The following is a 23,346-nucleotide window of genomic DNA, read 5'->3' as shown; positions in this document are numbered from 1 at the left end:
CTCTACCGGGTGCACCGGCTCACTGACATCCCGCCGTGGCCGAGGGCGAGAAACGGAACGAGGCCGCGTACTGCGGCGGCACCGTGCCATCACCGGCCGGTTGGTAGGCCTGGAACTGCTGCAGCGCCTGCACGTTACCGGCGGGGAAGGCCGGAATCTCGACCCGGGCATCGTCGAAGTAACCAGACAGGTTGGTGTGCAGCGCACGCGTCGTGCACACCCAGGTCGATCCGCTGTTGGCACTCTGATAGACGTTCACGCCGGAGCCGAAGTTGCTGATGAGCGCCACCTTGGTGCCACCCAGCCAGGCCAGTTGGGCATAGGTCGGATTGGCCGAGGGGTAGGTGGCGCTGTTGCCCGTGATGCGGGTCTGGGCCGTCCATTGCCGAGTGGCCGTGCTGCGGATGCGCAGATAGAGCGCGCCGGCATCGGTGTAGGCCGCATAGACGTTGCCCTGCCCGTCCACCACGGTGCTGAAGTGGCTGGACATGGGGTCCTGATCAGCCGTGCCGGCCAGCATCAGCACCGAGGAATTCCAGGAGGACGTCAACGTGCCCGTCAAGGGCCGCTCCGCCCAGTAGATGTTGGGGCCCACCGAATACATCAGGCCGATGCCCCCCGGCAGGCTCACCAGACGGGCGCTGCGCTTGTCGCTGCCGAAGGTCACCGCGTTGCTGTAGCCATAGGATTGGCTGCTGCGGGACCAGGTGCTGCTGCCTGCGGGCTTCACGTACAGCGCAATCATCACGTAGCCACTGCTGCTGTCTTCCTGCACATAGGCCAGCCAGGTGTTGCCGTTCGCGTCCACCGCAAAACTGGGATTGACTGCGGCGATGGTGGTCGAGGCCCGTGGCAGCTTGCTGGTGCTGGCCAGCGACCAGGTGCGGCTCGCGCTGCTGTACTTCAGCGTGGACATGCGCGCGATGCCATCGCTGCACTGGTAGACCACGGTCAGGGAATCGCCCGTCAGCACGCCATCGGAAACGCTGTTCGCATCGGTGCTGGGCAGCACCAACTGTCGGGCCCACTGCACGCCGTCATCGGTCGAGTGCAGATAGAGCGCCCCGCTCGAGCCCGCTGCCGTGCCCAGGTTCATCAGGGCGTGCGTGCGACCATCCGAGGTGACGAACATGTGCCGCTGGTGGCGATAGGACACCAGACGGGTGGCCGTGCTGACGATGTCGGTCTGGGAGACCTGCACGGCGGCCAGGGTTGCCCCGGAAAAGCCCAGCGCTGTCACGGCCAGGACGCCGACAGCAACACGTTCAAAGAAGCTCATGACGGTTCCCCAAAGTCGACTGGCCGCGCGCACCTCACAGCATGTCCTGGGAGCGTCGCCTGTGTGTCGCGCCCACCACGGGCACTGCCGGATGTGAAACTGGCCCCAGTCGGGGCCAGTTTCGGATTGGTTGGAGCGGGCGATGGGAATCGAACCCACGCTATCTGCTTGGGAAGCAGAAGTTCTACCATTGAACTACGCCCGCATCACAGACGCATAGTTTACGCGATTGTTTGGCGTTCGAAGACCAGATCCCACACGCCGTGACCCAGTCGGATACCACGGTTCTCGAACTTGGTCAGCGGCCGATAGTCCGGGCGGGGTGCATACCCCGCTGCGGTGTTGCGCAGCCGCGGCTCGCCGCCCAACACCTCGAGCATCTGCTCGGCATAAGGCTGCCAGTCGGTCGCGCAGTGCAGGATGCCACCCGGCTTCAGGCGCGAGGCCAGCAATGCCACGAAAGGCGGCTGGATCAGGCGCCGCTTGTTGTGCTTCTTCTTGTGCCAGGGGTCCGGGAAAAAGACGTGCACCCCGGCCAGGGAGTCGGGGGCGATCATGTGCTCCAGCACCTCGACCGCGTCGTGCTGGACGATGCGCAGGTTGCTCAAACCTTCTTCGCCGATGCGCTTGAGCAAGGCGCCCACGCCGGGCGTATGCACCTCGATGCCCAGAAAGTCGGTGTCACGGCGCGCCGCGGCGATCTGCGCGGTGGCATGCCCCATGCCGAAGCCGATCTCGACGATCAGCGGCGCATCGCGGCCGAACAGCCCGACCGCATCCAGAGGCTGGGCCGCATAGGGCACCAGGTATTGGGGCCCCAATTCCTCCAAGGCACGCTGCTGCCCGGTGCCCATGCGTCCGGCCCGCAGCACGAAGCTGCGGATGCGGCGGTGGGGCGCACCGGCGGCCTCACCACCCGCTGCGGACAGGTCATCGTCGGTGGGAGCCTCTTCGGGCAGCGGTGTGTCGTGGGTCATGGTGGCGGCGGAGAACAAGGGCCGGCATTTTGCCTGATAGCCCCGTCGCTGTTCAGTCGGCCCACGCCACCCAGCCGGTCCAGGCGGTGAGCAGCACCACCACGCCGAACCCGATGCGATACCAGGCGAAGGGGATGAAGGTGTGGCTGGCCACGTAGTGGAGCAGCCAGCGCACACAGACCCAGGCGCTCAGGAAGGACACGAAGAAGCCTACGCCGAAGAGCGGCAGATCGGCCATGCTCAGCAGCGCCCTCTCCTTCCACAGGCTGTAGGCCCCGGCGCCGATCAGGGTGGGAATGGCCAGGAAGAAGCTGAAATCCGTGGCCGCTTGGCGCGACAGGCCCAGCAGCATGCCCCCGATGATGGTGGAACCGGATCGGCTGGTGCCCGGGATCATGCCCAGGCACTGGACCAGCCCGACCTTCAGCGCATCCACCCAGGTCATTTCGTCCACCGACTGGATGCGCACCCGGGGCGAAGCCCGCCGCTCGGCCCACAGGATGATCAGCCCGCCAATGATGAACGAGGCCGCCACCACGGGGGCATTGAAGAGATAGCCCTTGATCACCTTGTAGACCAACAGGCCCAGCACGGCGGCCGGCAGGAAGCCGATCAGCACATTGAGCACGAAGCGCCGGGCGGAGGCCTGGGTGGCCAGGCCGGTCACCGCGTCGCTCAGACGGCGCCAGTACACCAGCACCACCGCCAGGATGGCGCCCGATTGGATCGCGATCTCGAAGACCTTGGCCTTGGCATCCGCGAAGCCCAGCAGAGAACCCGCGAGGATCAGATGTCCAGTGGAGGAGATGGGCAGGAATTCGGTCAGACCTTCAACCACCCCCATGATGGCGGCCTTGAGCAGCAGGAAGTCCAAGTCGGGTGCTCCTTGACGAGAGGCAATGCGAGGCCGGGATCATACCCGCGGGTTTTCACGCCCCCCGGCCCCGTGACAGGGCGATGCCGCCTCTTCCATCCAGGCCTGCTTTCCGTCAGAATACCCCAATGGGTATTGAGTTCGCCGCATCGGCTGCTAGTATTAATGACCAACGGGTCATTAGTCTGATGTCGGTTCACAGTTCTCGCCAGCGCCGCAAGGATGCCCGCCCCCAGGAATTGCTGGAGGCGGCGCTGTCCCTGTTCGTCGAAAAAGGCTTTGCGGCCACCCGGTCCGAAGAGGTCGCCCAGCGCGCCGGCGTGTCCAAGGGCACGCTGTACCTCTACTACCCCAGCAAGGAGGAACTGCTCAAGGCCGTGGTGCGCTCGACCTTGGCGGTCGAGGTGGCCGAGGGAGCGCGCCTGCTGGATGAGCACCAGGGCTCCGCCACGGAGGCGTTGCTGGGGCCGCTGGTGGACTGGTGGATCCGCGTCTACAACAGCCCGGCCTCCGGCGTGTTCAAGCTCCTGCTGACGGAGATGTGCAACTTTCCGGAGCTGGCCGAGTTCTATGCCCAGGAAGTGCTCGAGCCGGGCATGGGCGTGATGGCGCGACTGCTGATGCAGGGCGTGGAGCGCGGGGAGTTTCGTCCTTTGGACATCGAGATGGCCGTGCACTCCATCGCCATGCCCTTCGTGATGATGTGCGTGCACAAGCACTCCCTCGGGGCATGCGGCTTCAAGGACATTCAGCCCGAAGCCTTCATGAGAGGGCACATGCATCTGCTGCTGAGCGGCTTTCAGGCGGCAGCAGCACCTGGCGCCGGACATCTGAGAGGCCACAAAGCCACCTAGAATGAAAGGTTGACCGGCCCAGACGCCGCCGGACCTTTTCGAGGACGCCGTGATGAACATCGAACAAGCCCGCTTCAACATGATCGAACAGCAGATCCGCCCCTGGGATGTGCTGGATCCTGCCGTGCTCTCGCTGCTGGCTGCCGTCAAGCGCGAGGACTTCGTCCCCGCCGCCTACCGCGCCCTGGCCTTCGTGGACACCGAAGTGCCGCTGCCGGGCGGCCAGTGCATGCTGGCTCCGCGGGTCGAGGCCCGCCTGCTGCAGGAAGCCAAGGTGCAGCGCCACGAAACCGTGCTGGAAGTCGGTGCCGGCTCGGGCTTCATGGCCGCACTGCTGGGTCACCGCGCCCAGCGCGTGATCACGCTGGAGAACCGGCCCGAACTGGCCCGGATGGCCAGCGAGAACCTGCGCCGCGCCGGTCTGTCCAACGTGTCCGTGCGCGAGGCCGATGGCCGCGAAGGTCTGGCCGCCGAGGGCCCCTTCGACGTGATCGTGCTCTCGGGCTCCGTGGCCCAGGTGCCGCAAGCCCTGCTCGACCAGCTCAAGGTCGGCGGCCGGCTGATCACCATCGAAGGTGCCGAGCCGGTGATGCGCGCCGTGCTCTACACCCGCCAATCCGACAAGGCGCTGTCCAAGGTCGAGCTGTTCGACACCGTGGCGCAGCGACTCGACGGCTTTGCCGAACCCACGCGCTTCCACTTCTGATGAACCGGCTGCACGTCCAGGATCTGATTCCCTTCACCCAGGCCCATGCGGGCGTGGTGTTGCTGGACGTGCGTGAGCCGTGGGAGGTGGCACTGGCCCCTCTGTCGGTGGATGGCGCCAGGACGATGTCCATGCCCATGGGCGACGTTCCGGCGCGCTGCTCGGAGCTGGACCCGCAGCAGCCTGTCGTCTGTTTTTGCCATCACGGCATGCGCAGCGCGCAGGTCGTCGCATTCCTGATGCACCAAGGCCACCGCGCTGTGTACAACCTGGAGGGTGGCACCGACGCCTGGGCCCGCCAGGTCGACCCGGCGATGCCACGCTACTGAAGCCTGCGGCCATCCGCCCAGGGCGCCTTCCCCCTTATCGACCCAGAGGAAACCACCATGCCGACTTCGCGCTCCCTGTTCCGCCCGAGTGCCCGCCTCGCCCCCCTGGCGCTGGCCGCGCTCTGCCTTGCGGGAACTGCCCGGGCCCAGAGCCTGCAGGAGCTCTACGAAGCAGCACGGTCCTACGACGCCACCTACCTGGCGGCCCGCGCCCAGTCCGAAGCAGCCGAGTACCAGGCCGCCCAGACCTACGCCCTGCAGCGCCCCAGCGTCGCGCTGACGGCCTCGGCCAACCGGGACATCAACGAAACCCCCTACAGCAATGTCACCCGGACTGCGAGCACCACCACGCCGGTGACGGTGTCTGCGCAGCAAAGCCTGTTCAACCGGCCCAACAGCCTGACCATCGACCAGGCCGACAAGACGGTCGAGGTGGCCAAGACCCAGCTGCAGGCCGCCGAGCAGGACCTGATCGTGCGCCTCTCGCAGGCGTACTTCGACGTGCTGGGGGCCGCGGACACCCTGGCGACCGTGCAGGCCAACAAAAAGGCCATCTCGGAGCAGCTGGCCTCGGCCAAGCGCAATTTCGAAGTGGGCACGGCCACCATCACCGACACCCGCGAGGCCCAGGCCAGCTACGACCTGGTGGTGGCCCAGGAACTGGCCGCCGACAACGATCTGCGCGTCAAGCAACTGGCCCTGGAGCAACTGGTGGGCCGCACGGGCATCAAGCCCTGGCCGCTGGCCAAGCCGGTGGCGCTGCCGCCGCTGATGCCGGCCGACCTGAACACCTGGCTGAGCACCGCCGAGGACCGCAGCCCGAGCATCGCCCAGGCCCGCTTGGCGTTGGACATCGCCAAGCTGGAGACCGAGAAGGCGCGCGCCGGCCACCTGCCCACGCTGGCACTGACAGGCAGCTACACCAAGGGCCGTGTGGACATCGACACCGACCCGACCGCCCACCTGTCGGGCACCAACACCAACAAGAGCATCGGCGTGACACTGTCGGTGCCGCTGTTCAGCGGCTTCGCCACCCAGAACCGCATCCAGGAAACGCTGAAGCTGGAAGACAAGGCCGTCAACGACCTCGAGGGAACCCGCCGCAGCATCGCGCAGGGCACCCGCTCGGCCTTCCTGGGCGTGCAAAGTGGCCTGGCACAGGTCAAGGCCTACGAGGCGGCCGAGGCCTCGAACAAGCTGTCGCTGGAAGCCACACAGCTGGGCTACAAGGTGGGTGTGCGGGTCAACCTGGACGTGCTGACCGCCCAGACCCAGCTGTTCAACACCGAGCAGCAGCTCTCCAAGGCCCGCTACGACGTGATCATGGGCGACCTGAAGCTGCGCCAGGTCACCGGCCAGCTCAACGAATCCGACATCCAGCGCGTGAACGGCCTGCTGGCCCGCTGAGTCGTTCAGCCGCGCGGATGCGCGGTCGGGGGCAGCAGGGCCACGATGGCCGAAGCCATGCGTGTGGCCGCCCCCCGGTGGGCCGAGGCGAAGGCCGTGGCCCGCTCGGCGGCCTCGTGCAGCCGTTTCGGCGCTGCCAGCAGCTGCCTCACCTGGGCCAGCGCATCGTCCCAGTCGTGCGCGCGCCAGGCTGCGCCCGCGGCCAGCGCCCCCTCGGCCGCCTGGGCGAAATTGAAGGTCGACGGCCCCAGGATGATCGGGCAGCCGCAGGCCGCCGATTCGATCAGGTTGTGACCGCCCAGTGGCGCGAAGCTGCCACCCAGCAGCGCCACGTCGGACAGGCCGTAGTACAGGGCCATCTCGCCCAGGCTGTCGCCCAGCCAGACATCGGCCTCGCCTGCCGCCTCGACGGGAGAGGCCTGGCCCCACTGCGAGCGCCGCGACACGGACAGGCCCTGATGCCGCACCAGCTCGGCCACGGCGTCGAAGCGCTGAGGATGGCGAGGCACCAGCAGCAGCTGCGGTCGGGGGGGCGCCCAGGCCGCCCAGCGGGTCAGCAAGGCCTCTTCCTCGCCTTCGCGGGTGTTCACGGCCGCCACCACCGGGCGCGACAGCCCGGCCCGCCATGCACGGCCCCGGGTCAGTTGCGCCTCGTCAGGCTGCAGGTCGTACTTCAGGTTGCCGCACACCCGCACATCGGCCGCGCCGGCCGTGCGCAGGCGCTGGGCATCGGCCTCGGTCTGGGCCAACACCAGGTTCAAGGCATCGGCGGCGGGCCGCATCAGCAGGGACAGGCGCTGCCCCTGGCGAGCGCTCTTCTCGCTCAGCCGCGCATTGGCCAACACCATGGGCAGGCGCCGGGCTGCGGCGGCGTGCAGCAGATTGGGCCAGATCTCCGTCTCCATCAGCACGCCCAGACAAGGCCGGGCATGGCGCAGAAAACGGTGCACCGCCCCCGGCGTGTCAAAAGGCAGCCACAGCTGATGGTCGCCCTCGCGCAGCAGCGCCTGCCCGGCCTCGCGCCCGGTGGCCGTGCCATGGGTGAGCAGCAGGCGCAGACCGGGCCGCTGCGCACGCAAGGCATCGATCAGCGCGGCCGCGGCGCGGGTCTCGCCCAGGGAGACCGCGTGCAACCACAGCGCACCCGGGGCGACCGGGGGCAGGTGCAGGCCGAAGCGCTCGCCAATCGCATGGCGGTACAGCGGCTCGCGCCCGCCGCGCTGCCAGAGCTTGGCCAGATAGGCCGGCGTGCCCAGGCGCAGCACCCAGGAATAGGCCTGCCTCGCCAGCACGGCGGACAGAGGTGTCCTTGCTTCAGGCAAGACCAACGGTGTCCGGGTCAAGCACTCAGTGGGCCGAAGCGCCGATCTCGGCGTCGGGCTTGACCGCGCGCAGCGCCGCCATGAACTCGCCCTCGATGCGGTGCATGGCTTCCGGGGTGTGACCTTCGAAGCGCATCACCAGCACCGGCGTGGTGTTGGAGGCCCGCACCAGGCCGAAGCCGTCCGGATATTCGGCGCGCAGACCGTCGGTGGTGATGATCTCGGCGCCGGGGAACTTGGCCGTCTCCAGCAGCTTGGCGATGACCTGTGCCGGCTCCCCCTCGGCGCAGGGCACGTTCAGCTCCGGCGTGTTGAAGCTGGTCGGCAGCGCGTTCAGCACCGCGCTGGGGTCGTCCGAGCGCGAGAGGATCTCGAGCAGGCGGCCGGCGGTGTACATCGCATCGTCAAAACCGTACCAGCGCTCCGAGAAGAAGATGTGGCCGCTCATCTCGCCGGCGATCGGGGCGCCGGTTTCCTTCAGCTTGGCCTTGACCAGCGAGTGGCCGGTCTTCCACATCAGCGGCACGCCGCCGGCGGCCTTGACCTCGGGCGCCAGGCGTTGCGTGCACTTGACGTCGTAGATGATGGTGCCGCCCTTCACGCGGGTCAGGATGTCGCGGGCAAAGAGGATCAGCTGACGGTCCGGGTAGATGATCTGGCCATCCTTGGTCACCACGCCCAGGCGGTCGCCGTCGCCATCGAAGGCCAGGCCCAGTTCGGCGTCGGTGGCATGCACGACCTTGATCAGGTCGGCCAGGTTGGCGGGCTTGGAAGGATCGGGGTGGTGGTTGGGGAAGTCGCCATCGACCTTCGAGTAGAGATCGATCACCTCGCAACCCAGGGCCTTCAGGATGCCCGGCGCGCTGGCCCCGGGGATGCCGTTGCCCGAATCCACGACGATCTTCATCGGGCGCGCGAGCTTGCAGTCGCCGACGATGCGGTGGGTGTACTCCGGCAGGATGTCCATCGCGCCGACGCGCCCCCGGCCCTGGGTGTAGTCCTCGGCCTCCATGCGGCGCTTCAGGCCCTGGATCTCATCGCCATAGATGGCCCGGCCCGCCAGCACCATCTTGAAGCCGTTGTAGTCCTTGGGGTTGTGGCTGCCGGTGACCTGGATGCCGCTGTTGCAGCCGTGCTGGCCCCGGGTGGCGGCCACGTAATAGACCATCGGGGTGGTCACTGCGCCCAGGTCCACCACATCCAGCCCGGTCGAGGCCAGGCCCCGCTTGAGCGCGTCCACCAGCCCCGGGCCGGAGAGGCGGCCATCGCGCCCCACCACCACGGCCTTCTGCCCGGCCTTCAGGGCTTCGGTGCCAAAGGCCTTGCCAAGGTGCTCGGCCACGGTTTCGTCCAGGCTCTTGCCCACGATGCCGCGGATGTCATAGGCCTTGAAGATGGATGCGTCGACTTTCATGGGTGGCTGTTCGGATGTCTGTTGAAGAGGGGGAAACACCGAGTGATGCAGGCCCATTGTAGAGACGCAGGCCAACGGTCCCGGACCACGGCGCAAACATGTTCCATGGGAGGCTGCAGGGCCCCAAGGCATGTGTCCGAAAACGGCCAGACACGGCATCCGCACTCCGTATCATGAGCCCATCATGTCTGCGCTGCCCGCCATCTCCCCCCACGCGTCGCCGATGGACGATGGCGCCGCCTATCTGGCACTGCAGACCCACGACGCCCGCTTCGATGGCCGCCTGTTCGTCGGCGTCACCTCCACCGGCATCTACTGCCGGCCGGTCTGTCGCGTGCGCCTGCCCCGGCGCGAGAACTGCCGCTTCTTTCCGGAAGCCGCGCAGGCCGAAGCGGCGGGCTTTCGACCCTGCCTGCGCTGCAGGCCCGAACTGGCCCCCGGCCTGGCCCTGGTGGATTCGTCCCGCAGTCTGGCGCGCAGCGCCGCCCTGCTGCTGGAACGCCACCTGGAGTCCTCGGAAGAGATCGCCCTGCCCGCCGTGGCCGAGCGCCTGGGCGTGACCGAACGACATCTGCGGCGCATCTTCCAGGCCGAGCACGGCGTCAGCCCGATCCAGTGGATCACCACCCGCCGGCTGCTGCTGGCCAAGCGCCTGCTGACCGACACCCCCCTGCCCATCACCCAGGTGGCGCAAACCGCCGGTTTCGGCAGCGTGCGTCGCTTCAACGCCCTGTTCCAGGAACGCTATCGGCTCACGCCCACCTCGCTGCGCCGGCAGTTGCCCGGACAGGATGCCGATGGCGTCGAGGGTGTGCGGCTGCTGCTGGGCTGGCGCCCCCCCTATGACGCCGAAGCCATGCTGGACTTTCTGGGTGGCCGACCGCTGCCGGGGGTGGAGGCCCTGCATCAGGGCACTTGGTGGCGCACCCTGTCGCTGCCCGGTCGACACGGCCCCTGCCAAGGCTGGCTGGGCCTGCGCTTCGACACCCGCCGCGAAGGGGTCGAACTCACGGTGTCTTCCGGCTTGGTGCCGATGCTGCCGCGGGTGATGCGGCGGGTGCGCCACCTGCTCGATCTGGATGCACAGCCGCAGGACATCTGCGAGGCCTTGGGCGACATGGCCCGGGCACGCCCCGGCCTGCGCGTGCCGGGTTGCATGGATGGCTTCGAGACCACGGTGCGCATCATCCTGGGTCAGCAGGTCACGGTGGCGGCGGGCTGCACGCTGGCGGCCCGGCTGGTGGCCTGTCTGGGCGAGCCCTGCTCCGCCCCCGTGCCTGGCCTGACCCACCTCTTCCCCTCTCCGCTGGCGGTGAAGAACGCCACGGTGGACACCCTGGGGCAACTGGGCATCATCCGCAGCCGCATCGACGCCCTGCAGGCCTTGGCATCGGCCGTGCTCGAGGGCAGGCTGGACCTCTCCCCCGGCGCCTGCGTGGACGAAACGCTGGCGACCCTGCGCACCCTGCCGGGCGTTGGCGACTGGACCTGCCAACTGGTCGCCCTGCGCGTGCTGGCCTGGCCGGATGCCTTTCCCGCCAGCGACGCCGGCGTGCTGCGCGCCCTGGGCACCCGGGTACCGAGGCAGGCCCAGGCCATGGCGGAATCCTGGCGCCCCTGGCGTGCCTACGCCGTGCTGCAACTGTGGCAGGGCCTGACCTCATCCGGCCCGCCCACCCCTTCCACCGGACACCCCGACCATGAGCCTCTCTCTGCACCGTGACTGGGTCGCCCAGACCCTCGTCGACACCCCGCTGGGCCCCCTGCGCCTGGCCGCCAGCACCCAGGGTCTGGGAGGCGCCTGGTTCGAAGACCAGAAGCACCACCCGGGGCCGCTGGACGCCCCCGCGCAGGCGGGCCACCCCGTGCTGGCGCAAGCCCGTGATGAGCTCGACGCCTACTGGCGCGCGCCCCGTGAGGCCCGTTTCACCACACCGCTGGATCCTGCCGGCACGGCCTTCCAGAGGGCCGTCTGGGCGGCGCTCCGCGCACTGGCGCCGGGGCAGACCTGCAGCTATGGCGCCCTGGCCCGCCAGCTTCAGCAGGCGCAGGCGGTGCGCGCCGTGGCCGCCGCCGTGGGGCGCAATCCGCTGAGCATCTTCATCCCCTGCCACCGCGTGCTGGGCGCCGATGGTTCGCTGACCGGCTATGCCGGCGGTCTCGCGCGCAAACGCGCGCTGCTGCACAACGAAGGCGTGCCCCTGCCTGCCGAACTCTTCACCGCCACCTGATGAAACCCAAAGATCTGGCCGAACTGGCCCTGCTCGCCGCCATCTGGGGCGCTTCGTTCCTGTTCATCCGCCTGGGTGCGGCCGCCTTCGGCCCGCTGGCCCTGGCGGGCCTGCGGGTGGTGGGAGCCGTGGCTTGCCTGCTGCCACTGCTGATCTGGCGAGGCGAACTGCGTGCCCTGCGCCAGCACTGGCGCCCCATCCTGCTGGTGGGCATCACCAACTCCGCCCTGCCCTTCATCTGCTTCGGGGTGGCCGCGCTGGCCATCACCGGTGGCCTGTCGGCCATCTTCAACGCCACCACCCCGCTGTGGGGTGCCCTGATTGCCTGGGCATGGCTGGGCGAGCGCCCCAGCGGGCGCAAGGGGCTGGGGCTGGCCCTGGGATTTGCCGGCGTGCTGTGGCTGGCCTGGGACCGCGCCAGCTTCCATCCCGGCGAGCACGGCGTGAGCCCGGCGCTGGCGGTGGCGGCCTGCCTGTGCGCCACGCTCATGTACGGCTTCTCGGCCAACTTCACCCGGCGCCGACTGACCGGTGTGCCCTCGATGGCCCTGGCCGCCGGCAGCCAAGCGGGCGCCGGCCTGCTGCTCATCCCCCTGATGCTCACCCACTGGCCCGAGGTGTCGCCATCGCCCGTCGCGTGGCTGGCTGCCGTGCTGCTGGCCGTGCTGTGCACGGGGTTGGCCTACGTGCTGTATTTCCGACTCATCGGACGGGTGGGCGCTTCCAACGCGATGACCGTGACCTTCCTGATCCCGGCCTTCGCGGTGCTGTGGGGGGCCCTGTTCCTGGGCGAGACACTGAGCGCCACCATGGTGGGAGCCTGCACCGTGATTCTGCTGGGCACCGCGCTGGTCACGGGTCTGCTGCCCCGCCGGCTCGCCCGCACACCGGCCTGAAACGACAAAGCCGCTGGTTCCGGCTTCGGAGACAGCGGCTGAGTTTGACAGCAGGAAACACTTGGCGGAGTGGACGGGGCTCGAACCCGCGACCCCCGGCGTGACAGGCCGGTATTCTGACCAACTGAACTACCACTCCGCAGTGGTATCCCCTAGGGGATTCGAACCCCTGTACCAACCGTGAAAGGGTTGTGTCCTAGGCCTCTAGACGAAGGGGACAGGAGAAGAAGGTGGGTGGCGGAGTGGACGGGGCTCGAACCCGCGACCCCCGGCGTGACAGGCCGGTATTCTGACCAACTGAACTACCACTCCGCAGTGGTGCCGGCTTTGGCGACATCCTTGCGATGCCCGCCCAGGTGCCGACCACCTGACCAGTGTGACTGGTACGCCCTAGGGGATTCGAACCCCTGTAACAACCGTGAAAGGGTTGTGTCCTAGGCCTCTAGACGAAGGGCGCCTATAACCCGTTGCTGCCATCGAAGGTGGTGGAGGTAAGCGGGATCGAACCGCTGACCTCTTGCATGCCATGCAAGCGCTCTCCCAGCTGAGCTATACCCCCACATGTCGATGACGGCATCGAATTTGAAACGCCTGCAGGAATCTCTTCCAGCAGGCGCTGCTGTTCGATGGCGGAGTGGACGGGACTCGAACCCGCGACCCCCGGCGTGACAGGCCGGTATTCTAACCAACTGAACTACCACTCCGCAGTGGTGCTGAAGTTCAAGCTGCGTTGCCGACAGCTCCAGGCTTCTGCGAACCTGACCAGTGTGACTGGTACGCCCTAGGGGATTCGAACCCCTGTAACAACCGTGAAAGGGTTGTGTCCTAGGCCTCTAGACGAAGGGCGCCAAGTTGTTCTGCCATCACGACGCCACCAGATTTTGGTGGAGGTAAGCGGGATCGAACCGCTGACCTCTTGCATGCCATGCAAGCGCTCTCCCAGCTGAGCTATACCCCCATTCGCGCATCAATCAACTTCTGCAATCTGCGTCTGTCGCTTGATTTGCTGAATCGGTTACGCCGTTCAAGCAAGACCAAAAGTATATACCGCTTTTCAAAGAGCTTGCAAGCGGTCGATGACAATTTTTCGATCGAACAGCGACAACACGGCATCGACCGAGGGCGTCTGGGCCCGGCCGCACACCAGCACGCGCACCGGAATCGCCAATTGGGGCATCTTCAGGCCGTGCTCGGCAATGGTGTCCTTGATGGCCTGGTTGATCGCGGCCTTCTCCCAGTCCACGGTGGCCAGACGGCCCGCCAGGGCCACCAGGGCGGGCTTCACGGCCTCGGTGACATGCTGGGCCCGCTCCTCGGCCGACGGCGCGACGGGCGCGAAGTACATGGCCAGCCAGTCGGCCAGGTCGGCGGTGGTGGTGCAGCGGTCCTTGAACAGCGCACAGTGGGCCGGGGTCACTTGGGCGTCGGACACCGCCACGTCCTTGCGGCGCAGCTGCTCGGTGGCCAGCGTGGCCAGACGACCATCGTCCGCCTGCTTCAGGTACTGGGCGTTGACCCAGGCCAGCTTGGCCGCATCCCACTGGGCCGGGCTCTTGGACAGGTGCTCGCCATCGAACCAGCTCACCAGCTGCTCGCGGCTGAACAGCTCGTCGTCGCCATGGCTCCAGCCCAGGCGGGCCAGGTAGTTCAGCATGGCTTCGGGCAGGTAGCCCATCTCCTCGTAGGCGGTGACACTCACCGCGCCACGGCGCTTGGACAGCTTCAGGCCATCGTCGCCCAGGATGACCGGCACGTGGCCGAACTGCGGCAGCGGCGCGCCCAGCGCGCGGAAGATGTTGATCTGCCAGGGCGTGTTGTTGACGTGTTCATCGCCACGGAAGACATGGGTGATGGCCATGTCCCAGTCGTCCACCACCACGGCGAAGTTGTAGGTCGGCACACCATCGGGCCGCAGGATGATCAGGTCGTCGATCTCGCGGTTGTTGATGGTGATCGGGCCCTTGACGAGGTCATCCCAGGTCACATCACCCTCGGCCGGGTTGCGGAAGCGCACCACGGGCTTCACACCCTCGGGCACGAGCGGCAGCACCTTGCCCGGCTCGGGACGCCAGCGGCCGTCGTAGCCTGTCTTCTCGCCACGGGCCTTCTGGGCCTCGCGCATCGCGTCCAGTTCCTCGGGGGTGCAGTAGCAGCGGTAGGCGGTGCCGGCCGCCAGCATCTGCTCGACCACGGCCTGGTAACGCTCCAGGCGCTGCATCTGGTAGAACGGACCTTCGTCGTAATCCAGGCCCAGCCAGTGCATGGCCTGCAGGATCTGTTCGACGGACTCCTGGGTGGAGCGGGCCACGTCGGTGTCCTCGATGCGCAGCACGAACTCGCCGCCGAAGTGGCGGGCGAAGGCCCAGGAGAACAGGGCCGTGCGGGCCGTGCCCAGGTGCAGAAAGCCCGTCGGCGACGGGGCGATGCGGGTGCGGATCTTCTGAGTCATGGAAAGGTTCACAGGGAATCGAGGCCACGCGCCAGGTCGGCGGTGATGTCGGCCACATCGTCCAGGCCCACGGCCAGGCGGATCAGGCCCTGGCCGATGCCCGCGGCCTGGCGCTGCGCTTCGCTCAGGCGCCCGTGCGAGGTGGTGGCCGGGTGGCTGATGGTGGTCTTGGTGTCACCCAGGTTGGTGGTGCGCGAGCAGACCTGGGCCGCGTCCAGCACCGCGAAGGCCTGGGCACGCAGCTGCTCGGGGCTGTCGCCCTTGACCTCGAAGGACACCACGGCGGCCCCCAGGCCGGACTGCTGCTTCATGGCCAGCGCGTGCTGGGGGTGCGAGGCCAGACCAGGGTAGTGCACCCGCGCCACGGCGGGATGGGCCTCCAGCCACTGGGCCACGGCCAGGGCGTTGGCGCTCTGGGCCTTCATGCGCACCACCAGGGTCTCCATGCCCTTGAGCACCACCCAGGCATTGAAAGGCGAGAGCGTCAGCCCCGCCGAGCGCTGCACCGGCAGCAGCTTCGACTGGATCAGTTCCTCCGGACCGCAGACGGCACCGGCGATGACCCGCCCCTGGCCATCCAGATACTTGGTGCCGGAATGGATGATGAAGTCGGCGCCCCACTTGGCGGGCTGCTGCAGGGCTGGCGAGCAGAAGCAGTTGTCCACCGCCAGCCAGGCCCCTGCCGCGTGGGCGACCTCGGCCAGCGCGGCGATGTCGCACACCTCGGTCAGAGGGTTGGTCGGGGACTCGGCGAACAGTAGGCGGGTGTTGGGGCGCATCGCAGCACGCCACTCGCCCACGTCGGTCTGCGAGACGAAGGTGGACTCGACCCCGAAGCGGCCGAACACATCGCCCAGCAGCTTGATGGTGGAGCCGAACACGCTGCGCGAGCAGACCACATGGTCGCCCGCCCTCAGCAGACCCATGGCCAGCAGCGTGATGGCGCCCATGCCGCTGGCCGTGGCGATGCAGCCGCTGGTGCCTTCCAGCGCCGCCAGACGGCGCTCCATCATCATCACCGTCGGGTTGGAGAAGCGGCTGTAGGTGAAGGCCTCCTCCTCGTCGGCGAAACGGCGCGCGGCCGTGGCGGCGTCCGGGTAGACGAAGCTGCTCGTCAGGTACAGCGCCTCGGAGTTCTCACCCCATTGCGAAGGCGGCAGGCCTTCGCGCAGGGCCCGGGTGGACAGGCCCACGCCCTCGGGCAACTCGACGCGCGGCAGGCGCTTCTTCTCGCTCATTGGGCCCCCTCCCCGCTTTGCAGCGCCAGACGGGTGCGTGCGGGACCGTCCTCTTCCTCGGGCTGAGACGCACGCTGGGCCTTCATCGTCGCGAAGTCCTCCACCGACACGTCACCGGTCACGTAGCGGCCATCGAAGCAGGAGGCCTCGAAGCCCCGGAGGGACGGGTTGAGCGCATGGACGACCCGCTTCATCGCATCGACGTCCTGGTAGATCAGCGCGTCGGCGCCGATGAACTGACGGATCTCCTCGATGGTGCGGTTGTGGGCCACCAGTTCCTCCTGCGTCGGCATGTCGATGCCATAGACGTTCGGGTAGCGCACCGGCGGCGCCGCCGAGGCCATGTAGACCTTGTTGGCCCCGGCCTCGCGCGCCATCTGCACGATCTCCTTGGAGGTGGTGCCGCGCACGATGGAGTCGTCCACCAGCAGCACGTTGCGGCCCTTGAACTCCACACCGATGGCGTTGAGCTTCTGGCGCACGCTCTTCTTGCGCACGGCCTGCCCGGGCATGATGAAGGTGCGGCCGACATAGCGGTTCTTCACGAAGCCTTCGCGGTAGGGCTTGCCGATCTTCTGCGCCAGTTGCATGGCCGAGGGGCGGCTGGATTCCGGGATCGGAATCACCACGTCGATCTCGGAGGGCGGCATCGTGGAGATCACGCGCTGAGCCAGCGTCTCGCCCATGTTCAGGCGCGCCTGGTACACCGACACGCCGTCCATCACAGAATCCGGGCGGGCCAGGTAGACGAACTCGAACATGCAGGGGTTGAGCGTCGGGCTCTCGGCGCACTGGCGGCTGTGGATCTGGCCCTTCATGTCGATGAAGACGGCCTCGCCCGGCGCCACGTCGCGCAGGATCTTGTGGCCGGTGCCTTCCAGCGTGACCGACTCGCTGGCCACCATCACCTCCTGCCCTTCGGGTGTGTCGATCGTGCCCAGGCACAGCGGACGGATGCCGAACGGGTCGCGGAAGGCCAGCAGGCCGTAGCCGGCGATCAGCGCAATGACCGCATAGGAGCCCTTGATGCGCTTGTGCACGGCCGCCACGGCCTGGAACACCTCTTCCGGCGTCAGCGGCAGGTCGCGCGCCTTCTGCTCCAGTTCGTGCGCCAGGATGTTGATCAGCACCTCGGTGTCGCTCTCGGTGTTGATGTGGCGGCGATCGATGTCGAACAGTTCCTTCTTCAGCGCGTGCGCGTTGGTCAGGTTGCCGTTGTGCACCAGCACGATGCCGAAGGGCGCGTTGACGTAGAAGGGCTGGGCCTCTTCCTCGCTGTAGGCGTTGCCGGCCGTCGGGTAGCGCACCTGCCCCAGGCCCACATTGCCCGGCAGCGCCCGCATGTTGCGGGTGCGGAAGACGTCCCGCACCATGCCGCGGGCCTTGTGCATGTAGCACTTGGTGCCCTGCATGGTGACGATGCCGGCCGCATCCTGGCCGCGGTGCTGCAACAGCAGCAGCGCGTCATAGATGAGTTGGTTGACCGGCTGGTTGGAGATCACGCCGACGATGCCGCACATGGGAGGAGTCCGTTCAAGAGGAGGAGAGATTCAGAAAGCGGGCCGCGGGCGTTGGCGCCTGCGCCGGTTGGGGCAACCAGGGCTCGATGGCCTGGTGCAGGATCAGGGTCCAGGCCACCACGCGGGAGGCCCGCCAGCCGTCCGATCCGGCCAGAGGCGTCCAGCCCACGGCAGTGACCAGCAGCAGCAGCAGCAACACGCCGCGCACGAGGCCGAAACCGCCACCGAGCACGCGGTCGGGCACGGTCAGCGGTGTGGCGGCGATCAGCATCTTGATCAGGCGGGCTGCCAGCCCCCAGGCCAGCAGCACCACCACGAAGGCCAACAGGAAACCGCCCCCCAGGCGCAGGGCGCTGCCCTCCTCGCCCAGGTGAATCAGCCGCCCAGCCGGCTCGGCCCCGTGGCTGGCCACCCACCAGGCCACCACCCAACCGGCCAGCGACAACACCTCGAACACCAGCCCGCGCCAGATACCAATCCCGACGGACAGCAACAGCAGCGCCAACAGCACCGCATCCAGCGGAGTCAGATTGTTCGACCAGGCCATCGCCGGCTCAGAGCTTGAGGACGGCGGCCTGCAGGCCTGCCGACTTGATCTTGGCCGCAGCCTTGTCGGCCTCGGCCTTGGTCGTGAAGGGGCCGACGCGCACCCGGATGCGACGCCCGGTGGACGACTCGATCACCTGGGTGTAGGTGGACAGCCCCAGGAGTTCCACTTTGCCTCGGGCATCGCGGGCGCTATTGGCCTCGGCGAAGGCACCGATCTGCACCACGAAGCGCCCCTCATCCGACTTGCTGTCGGCGGCCTTGACCTCCACGGGCTTGGTCTCCGCAGGCTTGGTGGCGGGCTTGGCATCGGCCGGCTTGCTTGCGGCCGCAGGCTTGCCGGACTTGGCGTCGGCCGCCTTGGCTTCGGCCGCCTTGCCGTCCTTGGACCTGCCCGAGTCCGAGGAAACGGCCTTGCCGCCGTCCTTGCGCGCATCGCTGGGTTTGTCGGTGCTGTGGCTGTCCGACTTGCTGTCGTGGGCCGGCTCCGCCGGCTTGGGCTCGGGCTTCTTGGCCTGCGGCTTCTTGAGCTCGGGGACCTGCTGCGCAGCCGCGGAGCTTGCCGCGGGCACGGTCGGCTGAATCACCTCGTCGGCCCCGGCATCGGAGCCCGTCGGCTCGACCGGCGGCGGCGCCACCACCGCCACGCGGGACGAGGACGCATCGGGCGAAGCCACATGCAGCGGCGCGGCCCCGTCGCGGGACGGGATGTCGATCGGGATGTCGACCGGGATGGGCCGCGGCTGGGTCTCGAACAACAGGGGAAAACCGATGATGCCGGCCACCAACAGCAGGGTGACGCCGATCAGGCGACGGCGCGCCTTGATCCGCACCTCTCGCACCTGCTCCGCAGGGTCGGAAGCGGCCCCTCGGGGAGCGGGCTTGTCGGAGCGGCGGATCTTGAACTTGGAGAGCAATCCCATGCGTGGCAGCAGCGTGCGTTGGGGCCGGGCAGGCGGGTCGAGGCCGTCCGTGGCTCACGCACGGCAACCGGCCGTCAAGCCTGATGAGGGGCGCCCAGGCGGGGCAATCCCTCCTTCAGCACGCCGCCCACTGTGTAGAACGAACCAAAGACCACGATTCTATCAGCCGGGTCCGCTCCCTTCAGGGCGGCGGCCAGGGCGGCGGCCGGGTCGGCGTGGCGCTCGGCCGGCGGCGCCTTCGGTGCCGCCGCGTGCACCACCTCGGCCAGTTGGGCCGCGGTCGCCGCGCGCGGCAAGGGCAGATCGGTCACGTGCCAGACATCCACCAGAGGAGCCAGGCGGGCGACCAGCGAGGCCAGATCCTTGTCATGCATCGCCCCCAGCACGGCGATGGTGCGGGGATAGAAGCCCATCTGGTCGAGGTTGAGGGCCAGTGCCCCGACCGACTGCGCGTTGTGGGCCACGTCCAGCACCAGGGTCGGCTGGCCCGGCACGATCTGGAAGCGCCCGGGCAGTTCCACCGTCGCCAGGCCCACCCGCACCGCCTGGGCATTGACCGGCACCCGGTCACGCAGGCTCTCCAGCGCGGCAATGGCACCGGACGCGTTGAGCAGTTGGTTGGCTCCCCGCAGCGCCGGATAGGACAGTGCGTGGTACCGCCGCCCTCGCCCGCTCCAGGACCACTGCTGGCGGTCGCCCTGCTGGTTGAAGTCGCGCCCCACCAGCCACAGGTCGGCGCCCAAGGCCTCACCCGCCGCAATGACGCTGGCCGGCGGCACCGGGTCGGCGATGATGGCCGGGCGGCCGGCACGCAGAATGCCGGCCTTCTCGCGGCCGATGCTTTCGCGGTCCGGTCCCAGGTACTCGACATGGTCGATGTCCACGCTGGTGATGACGCTGCAGTCGGCATCGAAGGCGTTGACCGCATCCAGGCGGCCGCCCAGCCCCACCTCCAGGATCACCAGGTCCAGCCCGGCGGTGGCCAGGGCCCGGGCGATGGCCAGGGTCGTGAACTCGAAGTAGGTCAGCGTGGTGTCGCCCCGTGCGGCCTCCACCGCGGCGAAATGCGGCACCAGGGCCTCGGCAGCGATCTGCTCGCCGTTGATGCGGCAGCGCTCCTCGAAATGCACCAGATGGGGCTTGCTGTACAGCCCCACCCGCCAGCCCGCCGCCCGGGCGATGCTGTCGATCATCGCGCAGGTGGAACCCTTGCCATTGGTGCCCGCCACCGCAATCACCGGGCAGTCGAAATGCAGCCCCATGCGCGCCTGGACCGCCTTCACGCGGTCCAGCGTCATGTCGATGGTCTTGGGGTGCAGGCGCTCGCAGTGGGCGAGCCAGTCGTCGAGGGAAACAGGCAGGGACACGTCAGGACTCTTCAAATGCAACGCCCCGGACCGCTGCGCGCGGACCCGGGGCGCATCGAAAGACCGAGAGGATACTCAGGCGACGGCGTCGGCGCTCTGACGCTGGAGCATGGCCAGCTGGTGAGCAATGGTATGACGCAGCTGGCGGCGGTCGACGATCATGTCGATCGCGCCCTTGGTCAGCAGGAACTCGGCACGCTGGAAGCCTTCGGGCAGCTTCTCGCGCACGGTGTTCTCGATCACGCGGGGGCCTGCAAAGCCGATCAGGGCCTTGGGCTCGGCGATCACCACGTCGCCCACGAAGGCAAAGCCGGCCGACACGCCACCCATGGTCGGGTCGGTCAGCACGCTGATGTAGGGCAGCTTGGCCTTGGCCAGGTAGGTCAGGGCCGCATTGGTCTTGGCCATCTGCATCAGGCTCAGCAGGCCTTCCTGCATGCGGGCGCCACCGCTGGCGGCAAAGCTGATGAAGGGCACCTTCTGCTCGATGGCGGCTTCCACGCCGCGGACGAAGCGCTCACCCACCACGGAGCCCATCGAGCCGCCGAGGAAGTCGAACTCGAAGCAGGCGGTGACCACCGGCACGCTCATGACCGAGCCACCCATCACGATCAGGGCATCGGTCTCGCCGGTGGATTCCAGCGCAGCCTTCAGACGCTCCGGGTACTTCTTGCTGTCCTTGAACTTCAGGGCATCGACCGGCAGCACTTCCTGGCCGATCTCGTAGCGCCCTTCGGCATCCAGGAAGGCATCCAGACGGGCCCGCGCCCCGATGCGGTGGTGGTGGCTGCACTTGGGGCAGACGTTCTGGTTGCCTTCCAGGTCGGTCTTGTAGAGCACCGACTCGCAGGAGGGGCACTTGATCCACAGGCCTTCCGGGACCGAGCGCCGCTCGCTCGGGTCGGTGTGCTGGATTTTCGGCGGCAGCAGTTTTTCAAGCCAGCTCATGGATCAAGGCTCCTTTCAAAACGACGCGCGTTTATAGCGCATCCAATGCATTGCGGATATCCCGCAGAAAAGCAGTCGCGACGGCAGGAATCTGCTCGCGGGCTTCGTTCTCGATCAACTGGATCAGGCGGGAGCCGATGACCACGCCATCCGACACCCGGCCCACGGCCTGGGCCGAGGCGGCATCCCGAATGCCGAAGCCCACACCCACCGGCACCTTGACGTGCTGGCGGATGCGCGGCACGGCCTCGGCCACCGCGGCGGTGTCCAGGTTGCCGGCCCCCGTCACACCCTTGAGCGAGACGTAGTAGACGTAACCAGTGGCAATCTGCCCCACCTGGGCCATGCGGGCCTCGGTCGATGTGGGCGCCAGCAGGAAGATCAGGTCCAGCCCGTGCGCCTTCAGCTTGGCCGCGAACTCGGCGCACTCCTCGGGTGGATAGTCCACGATCAGCACACCGTCCACGCCGGCCGCCGCGGCATCCTTCACGAAGGCATCGGCGCCGTGCTTCTGGTCGTAGCGCTCCACGGGGTTGGCGTAGCCCATCAGCACCACGGGCGTGCTGGCATCCTTCTGGCGGAAGGTTCGGACCATGTCCAGCACCTGCACCATGCCGATGCCCTTGGCCAGCGCGCGCTCGGCGGCCTTCTGGATCACCGGGCCGTCGGCCATCGGGTCCGAGAAGGGCACACCCAACTCGATCACGTCGGCGCCGCCGGCGGCCAGGGCGTGCATCAGCTCGACCGTGCCATCGGCGAACGGATCGCCCGCGCAGATGTAGGGGATCAGGGCCTTGCGGCCCGAAGCACCGAGCTTCTCGAAGGTGGTGGCGATGCGGCTCATGCGATGCCCTCCAGGCCCGCCAGCTTCGCGACGGTGTTGATGTCCTTGTCGCCCCGACCGGAGAGGTTGACCAGCACATGCTGGTCCGGCCGCATGGTGGCGGCCAACTTCATGGCGTAGGCCACCGCGTGGCTGGATTCCAGCGCCGGGATGATGCCCTCGGTGCGGCACAGGCGGTGGAAGGCGGTCAGCGCCTCGTCGTCGGTGCAGCCCACATACTCGGCCCGGCCGATGTCGTGCAGGTAGGCGTGTTCGGGACCGACACCGGGGTAGTCCAGGCCGGCCGACACCGAGTGGGTCTCGATGATCTGGCCGTTGTCGTCCTGCATCAGGTAGGTGCGGTTGCCGTGCAGCACGCCCGGCGTGCCGGCGGAGATGCTGGCCGCGTGCTTGCCGCTCTCCAGGCCCAGGCCAGCCGCCTCGACGCCGATCAGGCGCACGTGCTCATGGGGGATGTAGGGGTAGAAGATGCCCATGGCATTGCTGCCGCCGCCCACCGCCGCCACCACCGCGTCGGGCTGGCGATCGCCGCCCAGCATCTCAGGCATCTGCACCAGGCACTCGTCGCCGATGATGCGCTGGAAGTCGCGCACCATGGCCGGGTACGGGGCCGGGCCGGCCACCGTGCCGATGATGTAGAAGGTGTTCTCGACGTTGGTGACCCAGTCGCGCAGCGCCTCGTTGAGCGCATCCTTCAGGGTCTTGCTGCCGCTTTCCACCGGCACCACCTTGGCGCCCAGCAGGTGCATGCGATAGACGTTGGGGCTCTGGCGCTTGACGTCCTCGGATCCCATGTAGACCACGCACTCCATGCCGTAGCGCGCGCAGACGGTCGCCGTGGCCACGCCGTGCTGACCGGCGCCGGTCTCGGCGATCACCCGGGGCTTGCCCATGCGGCGGGCCAGCAGGGCCTGGCCGATGGTGTTGTTCACCTTGTGGGCGCCGGTGTGGTTCAGGTCTTCGCGCTTGAGATAGATCTGCGCGCCCCCCACCTCGCGCGACAGGCGCGCAGCGTGATAGATCGGGCTGGGTCGGCCGACGAAGTGCTTGAGCTCGTAGGCGTACTCGCGCTGGAACTCCGGGTCCTGGCGGTAGTGCTCGTAGGCGGCCTGCAGTTCGTCGAGCGCATGGGTCAGCGTCTCGGAGACGAAGCGGCCGCCATACGGCCCGAAATGGCCCGACGCATCGGGCTGGTGGTACTCGAACATGGTCAAAGAATCCT

Annotated in this window: 21 protein-coding genes and 9 tRNA genes; 7 read left to right on the top strand and 23 right to left on the bottom strand. The window is 67.9% G+C overall.

The features are described 5' to 3' along the window. Positions 1 to 19: 19 nt before the first annotated feature. From LRM40_RS08205 to LRM40_RS08190, 4 genes are all read right to left on the bottom strand, one after another. Positions 20 to 1,279: a hypothetical protein gene (locus LRM40_RS08205; RefSeq protein WP_170288911.1), complete on the bottom strand. Its 1,260-nt coding sequence runs from the start codon at positions 1,277 to 1,279 to the stop codon at positions 20 to 22. A 131-nt stretch (positions 1,280 to 1,410) separates the two neighbouring features. Further along, positions 1,411 to 1,484: transfer RNA gene (locus LRM40_RS08200), tRNA-Gly, on the bottom strand. A gap of 16 nt (positions 1,485 to 1,500) precedes the next feature. Continuing rightward, positions 1,501 to 2,256, bottom strand: coding sequence for a tRNA (guanosine(46)-N7)-methyltransferase TrmB (gene trmB / locus LRM40_RS08195; protein WP_151124871.1), 756 nt, complete (start codon positions 2,254 to 2,256; stop codon positions 1,501 to 1,503). A gap of 52 nt (positions 2,257 to 2,308) precedes the next feature. Next, entirely contained in the window at positions 2,309 to 3,130 is an 822-nt protein-coding gene (locus LRM40_RS08190; RefSeq protein ID WP_151124870.1) for an undecaprenyl-diphosphate phosphatase, read from the bottom strand. Positions 3,131 to 3,258: 128 nt separating this feature from the next. Between LRM40_RS08190 and LRM40_RS08185 the strand changes: the two genes are divergently transcribed. Genes LRM40_RS08185 through LRM40_RS08170 form a run of 4 tightly spaced genes read left to right on the top strand, consistent with a single transcriptional unit; the run spans position 3,259 to position 6,426 of the window. Next, the gene (locus LRM40_RS08185; protein WP_151124869.1) at positions 3,259 to 3,984 is read left to right on the top strand and encodes a TetR/AcrR family transcriptional regulator; all 726 of its coding nucleotides are present in this window, start codon (positions 3,259 to 3,261) and stop codon (positions 3,982 to 3,984) included. 52 nt (positions 3,985 to 4,036) lie between these two features. Continuing rightward, a complete protein-coding gene (locus LRM40_RS08180) occupies positions 4,037 to 4,690 on the top strand; it encodes a protein-L-isoaspartate O-methyltransferase family protein (protein WP_151124868.1) in 654 nt (217 codons plus the stop codon). Then, positions 4,690 to 5,019, top strand: a complete 330-nt coding sequence (locus tag LRM40_RS08175) for a rhodanese-like domain-containing protein (protein WP_151124867.1) — start codon at positions 4,690 to 4,692, stop codon at positions 5,017 to 5,019. The genes LRM40_RS08180 and LRM40_RS08175 overlap by 1 nt, the downstream gene beginning before the upstream one ends. 57 nt (positions 5,020 to 5,076) lie before the next feature. Continuing rightward, positions 5,077 to 6,426: a TolC family outer membrane protein gene (locus LRM40_RS08170; protein ID WP_151124866.1), complete on the top strand. Its 1,350-nt coding sequence runs from the start codon at positions 5,077 to 5,079 to the stop codon at positions 6,424 to 6,426. A gap of 5 nt (positions 6,427 to 6,431) precedes the next feature. Here the strand turns inward: LRM40_RS08170 and LRM40_RS08165 are convergent, their stop codons facing one another. After that, positions 6,432 to 7,718: a 3-deoxy-D-manno-octulosonic acid transferase gene (locus LRM40_RS08165; RefSeq protein ID WP_231067792.1), complete on the bottom strand. Its 1,287-nt coding sequence runs from the start codon at positions 7,716 to 7,718 to the stop codon at positions 6,432 to 6,434. Positions 7,719 to 7,773: 55 nt separating this feature from the next. Beyond that, positions 7,774 to 9,162, bottom strand: a complete 1,389-nt coding sequence (locus LRM40_RS08160; RefSeq protein ID WP_151124865.1) for a phosphomannomutase/phosphoglucomutase — start codon at positions 9,160 to 9,162, stop codon at positions 7,774 to 7,776. Between the two features lie 184 nt (positions 9,163 to 9,346). Between LRM40_RS08160 and LRM40_RS08155 the strand changes: the two genes are divergently transcribed. From LRM40_RS08155 to LRM40_RS08145, 3 genes are read left to right on the top strand one after another with little or no spacing between them, the layout of a single operon-like run. Then, positions 9,347 to 10,885, top strand: a complete 1,539-nt coding sequence (locus LRM40_RS08155) for an Ada metal-binding domain-containing protein (RefSeq protein WP_211373018.1) — start codon at positions 9,347 to 9,349, stop codon at positions 10,883 to 10,885. Next, entirely contained in the window at positions 10,863 to 11,393 is a 531-nt protein-coding gene (locus LRM40_RS08150; RefSeq protein ID WP_151124864.1) for a methylated-DNA--[protein]-cysteine S-methyltransferase, read from the top strand. Before LRM40_RS08155 ends, LRM40_RS08150 begins: the two co-directional genes overlap by 23 nt. After that, positions 11,393 to 12,289: a DMT family transporter gene (locus tag LRM40_RS08145; protein ID WP_151124863.1), complete on the top strand. Its 897-nt coding sequence runs from the start codon at positions 11,393 to 11,395 to the stop codon at positions 12,287 to 12,289. Before LRM40_RS08150 ends, LRM40_RS08145 begins: the two co-directional genes overlap by 1 nt. 62 nt (positions 12,290 to 12,351) lie before the next feature. Here LRM40_RS08145 and LRM40_RS08140 read toward each other — a convergent pair. The 17 genes from LRM40_RS08140 to trpB form a co-directional block, all read right to left on the bottom strand. Next, a tRNA-Asp gene (locus LRM40_RS08140) sits at positions 12,352 to 12,428 on the bottom strand. 4 nt (positions 12,429 to 12,432) lie between these two features. Then, positions 12,433 to 12,508: transfer RNA gene (locus LRM40_RS08135), tRNA-Glu, on the bottom strand. Between the two features lie 16 nt (positions 12,509 to 12,524). Beyond that, a tRNA-Asp gene (locus LRM40_RS08130) sits at positions 12,525 to 12,601 on the bottom strand. Between the two features lie 69 nt (positions 12,602 to 12,670). Then, positions 12,671 to 12,746, bottom strand: a tRNA-Glu gene (locus tag LRM40_RS08125). Positions 12,747 to 12,772: 26 nt separating this feature from the next. Further along, positions 12,773 to 12,848 (bottom strand) — tRNA-Ala (locus LRM40_RS08120). A 68-nt stretch (positions 12,849 to 12,916) separates the two neighbouring features. Then, positions 12,917 to 12,993 (bottom strand) — tRNA-Asp (locus LRM40_RS08115). 68 nt (positions 12,994 to 13,061) lie between these two features. Continuing rightward, positions 13,062 to 13,137 (bottom strand) — tRNA-Glu (locus LRM40_RS08110). A gap of 34 nt (positions 13,138 to 13,171) precedes the next feature. Continuing rightward, positions 13,172 to 13,247, bottom strand: a tRNA-Ala gene (locus tag LRM40_RS08105). 96 nt (positions 13,248 to 13,343) lie between these two features. After that, positions 13,344 to 14,738, bottom strand: coding sequence for a glutamate--tRNA ligase (gltX, locus tag LRM40_RS08100; RefSeq protein WP_151124862.1), 1,395 nt, complete (start codon positions 14,736 to 14,738; stop codon positions 13,344 to 13,346). Between the two features lie 8 nt (positions 14,739 to 14,746). Beyond that, on the bottom strand, positions 14,747 to 15,976 hold the full coding sequence (locus tag LRM40_RS08095; RefSeq protein WP_151124861.1) for an O-succinylhomoserine sulfhydrylase: 1,230 nt from the start codon (positions 15,974 to 15,976) through the stop codon (positions 14,747 to 14,749). Continuing rightward, positions 15,973 to 17,496 (bottom strand): amidophosphoribosyltransferase, encoded by a 1,524-nt coding sequence (gene purF, locus LRM40_RS08090; protein ID WP_151124860.1) that lies wholly within the window; start codon positions 17,494 to 17,496, stop codon positions 15,973 to 15,975. The genes LRM40_RS08095 and purF overlap by 4 nt, the downstream gene beginning before the upstream one ends. 13 nt (positions 17,497 to 17,509) lie before the next feature. Further along, positions 17,510 to 18,043, bottom strand: a complete 534-nt coding sequence (locus LRM40_RS08085) for a CvpA family protein (RefSeq protein WP_151124859.1) — start codon at positions 18,041 to 18,043, stop codon at positions 17,510 to 17,512. Positions 18,044 to 18,050: 7 nt separating this feature from the next. After that, positions 18,051 to 18,965 (bottom strand): SPOR domain-containing protein, encoded by a 915-nt coding sequence (locus LRM40_RS08080; protein WP_151124858.1) that lies wholly within the window; start codon positions 18,963 to 18,965, stop codon positions 18,051 to 18,053. A gap of 74 nt (positions 18,966 to 19,039) precedes the next feature. Beyond that, positions 19,040 to 20,332: a bifunctional tetrahydrofolate synthase/dihydrofolate synthase gene (gene folC / locus LRM40_RS08075; RefSeq protein WP_151124857.1), complete on the bottom strand. Its 1,293-nt coding sequence runs from the start codon at positions 20,330 to 20,332 to the stop codon at positions 19,040 to 19,042. Between the two features lie 75 nt (positions 20,333 to 20,407). Further along, complete coding sequence (gene accD, locus LRM40_RS08070; RefSeq protein WP_151124856.1) at positions 20,408 to 21,280, bottom strand: acetyl-CoA carboxylase, carboxyltransferase subunit beta; 873 nt, start codon at positions 21,278 to 21,280, stop codon at positions 20,408 to 20,410. A gap of 31 nt (positions 21,281 to 21,311) precedes the next feature. Continuing rightward, entirely contained in the window at positions 21,312 to 22,124 is an 813-nt protein-coding gene (gene trpA / locus LRM40_RS08065) for a tryptophan synthase subunit alpha (protein ID WP_151124855.1), read from the bottom strand. Further along, positions 22,121 to 23,332 carry a tryptophan synthase subunit beta gene (gene trpB / locus LRM40_RS08060; RefSeq protein WP_151124854.1) on the bottom strand — a complete coding sequence of 404 codons (1,212 nt, stop codon included), beginning with the start codon at positions 23,330 to 23,332 and terminating at the stop codon, positions 22,121 to 22,123. The genes trpA and trpB overlap by 4 nt, the downstream gene beginning before the upstream one ends. Positions 23,333 to 23,346 lie beyond the last annotated feature (14 nt).

Source organism: Ideonella dechloratans (assembly GCF_021049305.1).
In the GTDB taxonomy this organism is placed as follows: domain Bacteria; phylum Pseudomonadota; class Gammaproteobacteria; order Burkholderiales; family Burkholderiaceae_C; genus Ideonella; species Ideonella dechloratans.
This window is presented reverse-complemented; position numbering and strand designations above follow the sequence as displayed.

Excerpts from the sequence above, each read along its gene's own strand:
- LRM40_RS08150 (WP_151124864.1), top strand. The coding sequence starts at position 10,863 with ATGAGCCTCTCTCTGCACCGTGACTGGGTCGCCCAGACCCTCGTCGAC.
- trpA (WP_151124855.1), bottom strand. The coding sequence starts at position 22,124 with ATGAGCCGCATCGCCACCACCTTCGAGAAGCTCGGTGCTTCGGGCCGC.
- LRM40_RS08205 (WP_170288911.1), bottom strand. The coding sequence starts at position 1,279 with ATGAGCTTCTTTGAACGTGTTGCTGTCGGCGTCCTGGCCGTGACAGCG.
- LRM40_RS08170 (WP_151124866.1), top strand. The coding sequence starts at position 5,077 with ATGCCGACTTCGCGCTCCCTGTTCCGCCCGAGTGCCCGCCTCGCCCCC.
- LRM40_RS08095 (WP_151124861.1), bottom strand. The coding sequence starts at position 15,976 with ATGAGCGAGAAGAAGCGCCTGCCGCGCGTCGAGTTGCCCGAGGGCGTG.
- purF (WP_151124860.1), bottom strand. The coding sequence starts at position 17,496 with ATGTGCGGCATCGTCGGCGTGATCTCCAACCAGCCGGTCAACCAACTC.
- LRM40_RS08160 (WP_151124865.1), bottom strand. The coding sequence starts at position 9,162 with ATGAAAGTCGACGCATCCATCTTCAAGGCCTATGACATCCGCGGCATC.
- LRM40_RS08085 (WP_151124859.1), bottom strand. The coding sequence starts at position 18,043 with ATGGCCTGGTCGAACAATCTGACTCCGCTGGATGCGGTGCTGTTGGCG.
- LRM40_RS08145 (WP_151124863.1), top strand. The coding sequence starts at position 11,393 with ATGAAACCCAAAGATCTGGCCGAACTGGCCCTGCTCGCCGCCATCTGG.
- trpB (WP_151124854.1), bottom strand. The coding sequence starts at position 23,332 with ATGTTCGAGTACCACCAGCCCGATGCGTCGGGCCATTTCGGGCCGTAT.
- LRM40_RS08155 (WP_211373018.1), top strand. The coding sequence starts at position 9,347 with ATGTCTGCGCTGCCCGCCATCTCCCCCCACGCGTCGCCGATGGACGAT.
- LRM40_RS08175 (WP_151124867.1), top strand. The coding sequence starts at position 4,690 with ATGAACCGGCTGCACGTCCAGGATCTGATTCCCTTCACCCAGGCCCAT.
- gltX (WP_151124862.1), bottom strand. The coding sequence starts at position 14,738 with ATGACTCAGAAGATCCGCACCCGCATCGCCCCGTCGCCGACGGGCTTT.
- LRM40_RS08185 (WP_151124869.1), top strand. The coding sequence starts at position 3,259 with ATGGGTATTGAGTTCGCCGCATCGGCTGCTAGTATTAATGACCAACGG.
- accD (WP_151124856.1), bottom strand. The coding sequence starts at position 21,280 with ATGAGCTGGCTTGAAAAACTGCTGCCGCCGAAAATCCAGCACACCGAC.
- LRM40_RS08180 (WP_151124868.1), top strand. The coding sequence starts at position 4,037 with ATGAACATCGAACAAGCCCGCTTCAACATGATCGAACAGCAGATCCGC.
- LRM40_RS08080 (WP_151124858.1), bottom strand. The coding sequence starts at position 18,965 with ATGGGATTGCTCTCCAAGTTCAAGATCCGCCGCTCCGACAAGCCCGCT.
- trmB (WP_151124871.1), bottom strand. The coding sequence starts at position 2,256 with ATGACCCACGACACACCGCTGCCCGAAGAGGCTCCCACCGACGATGAC.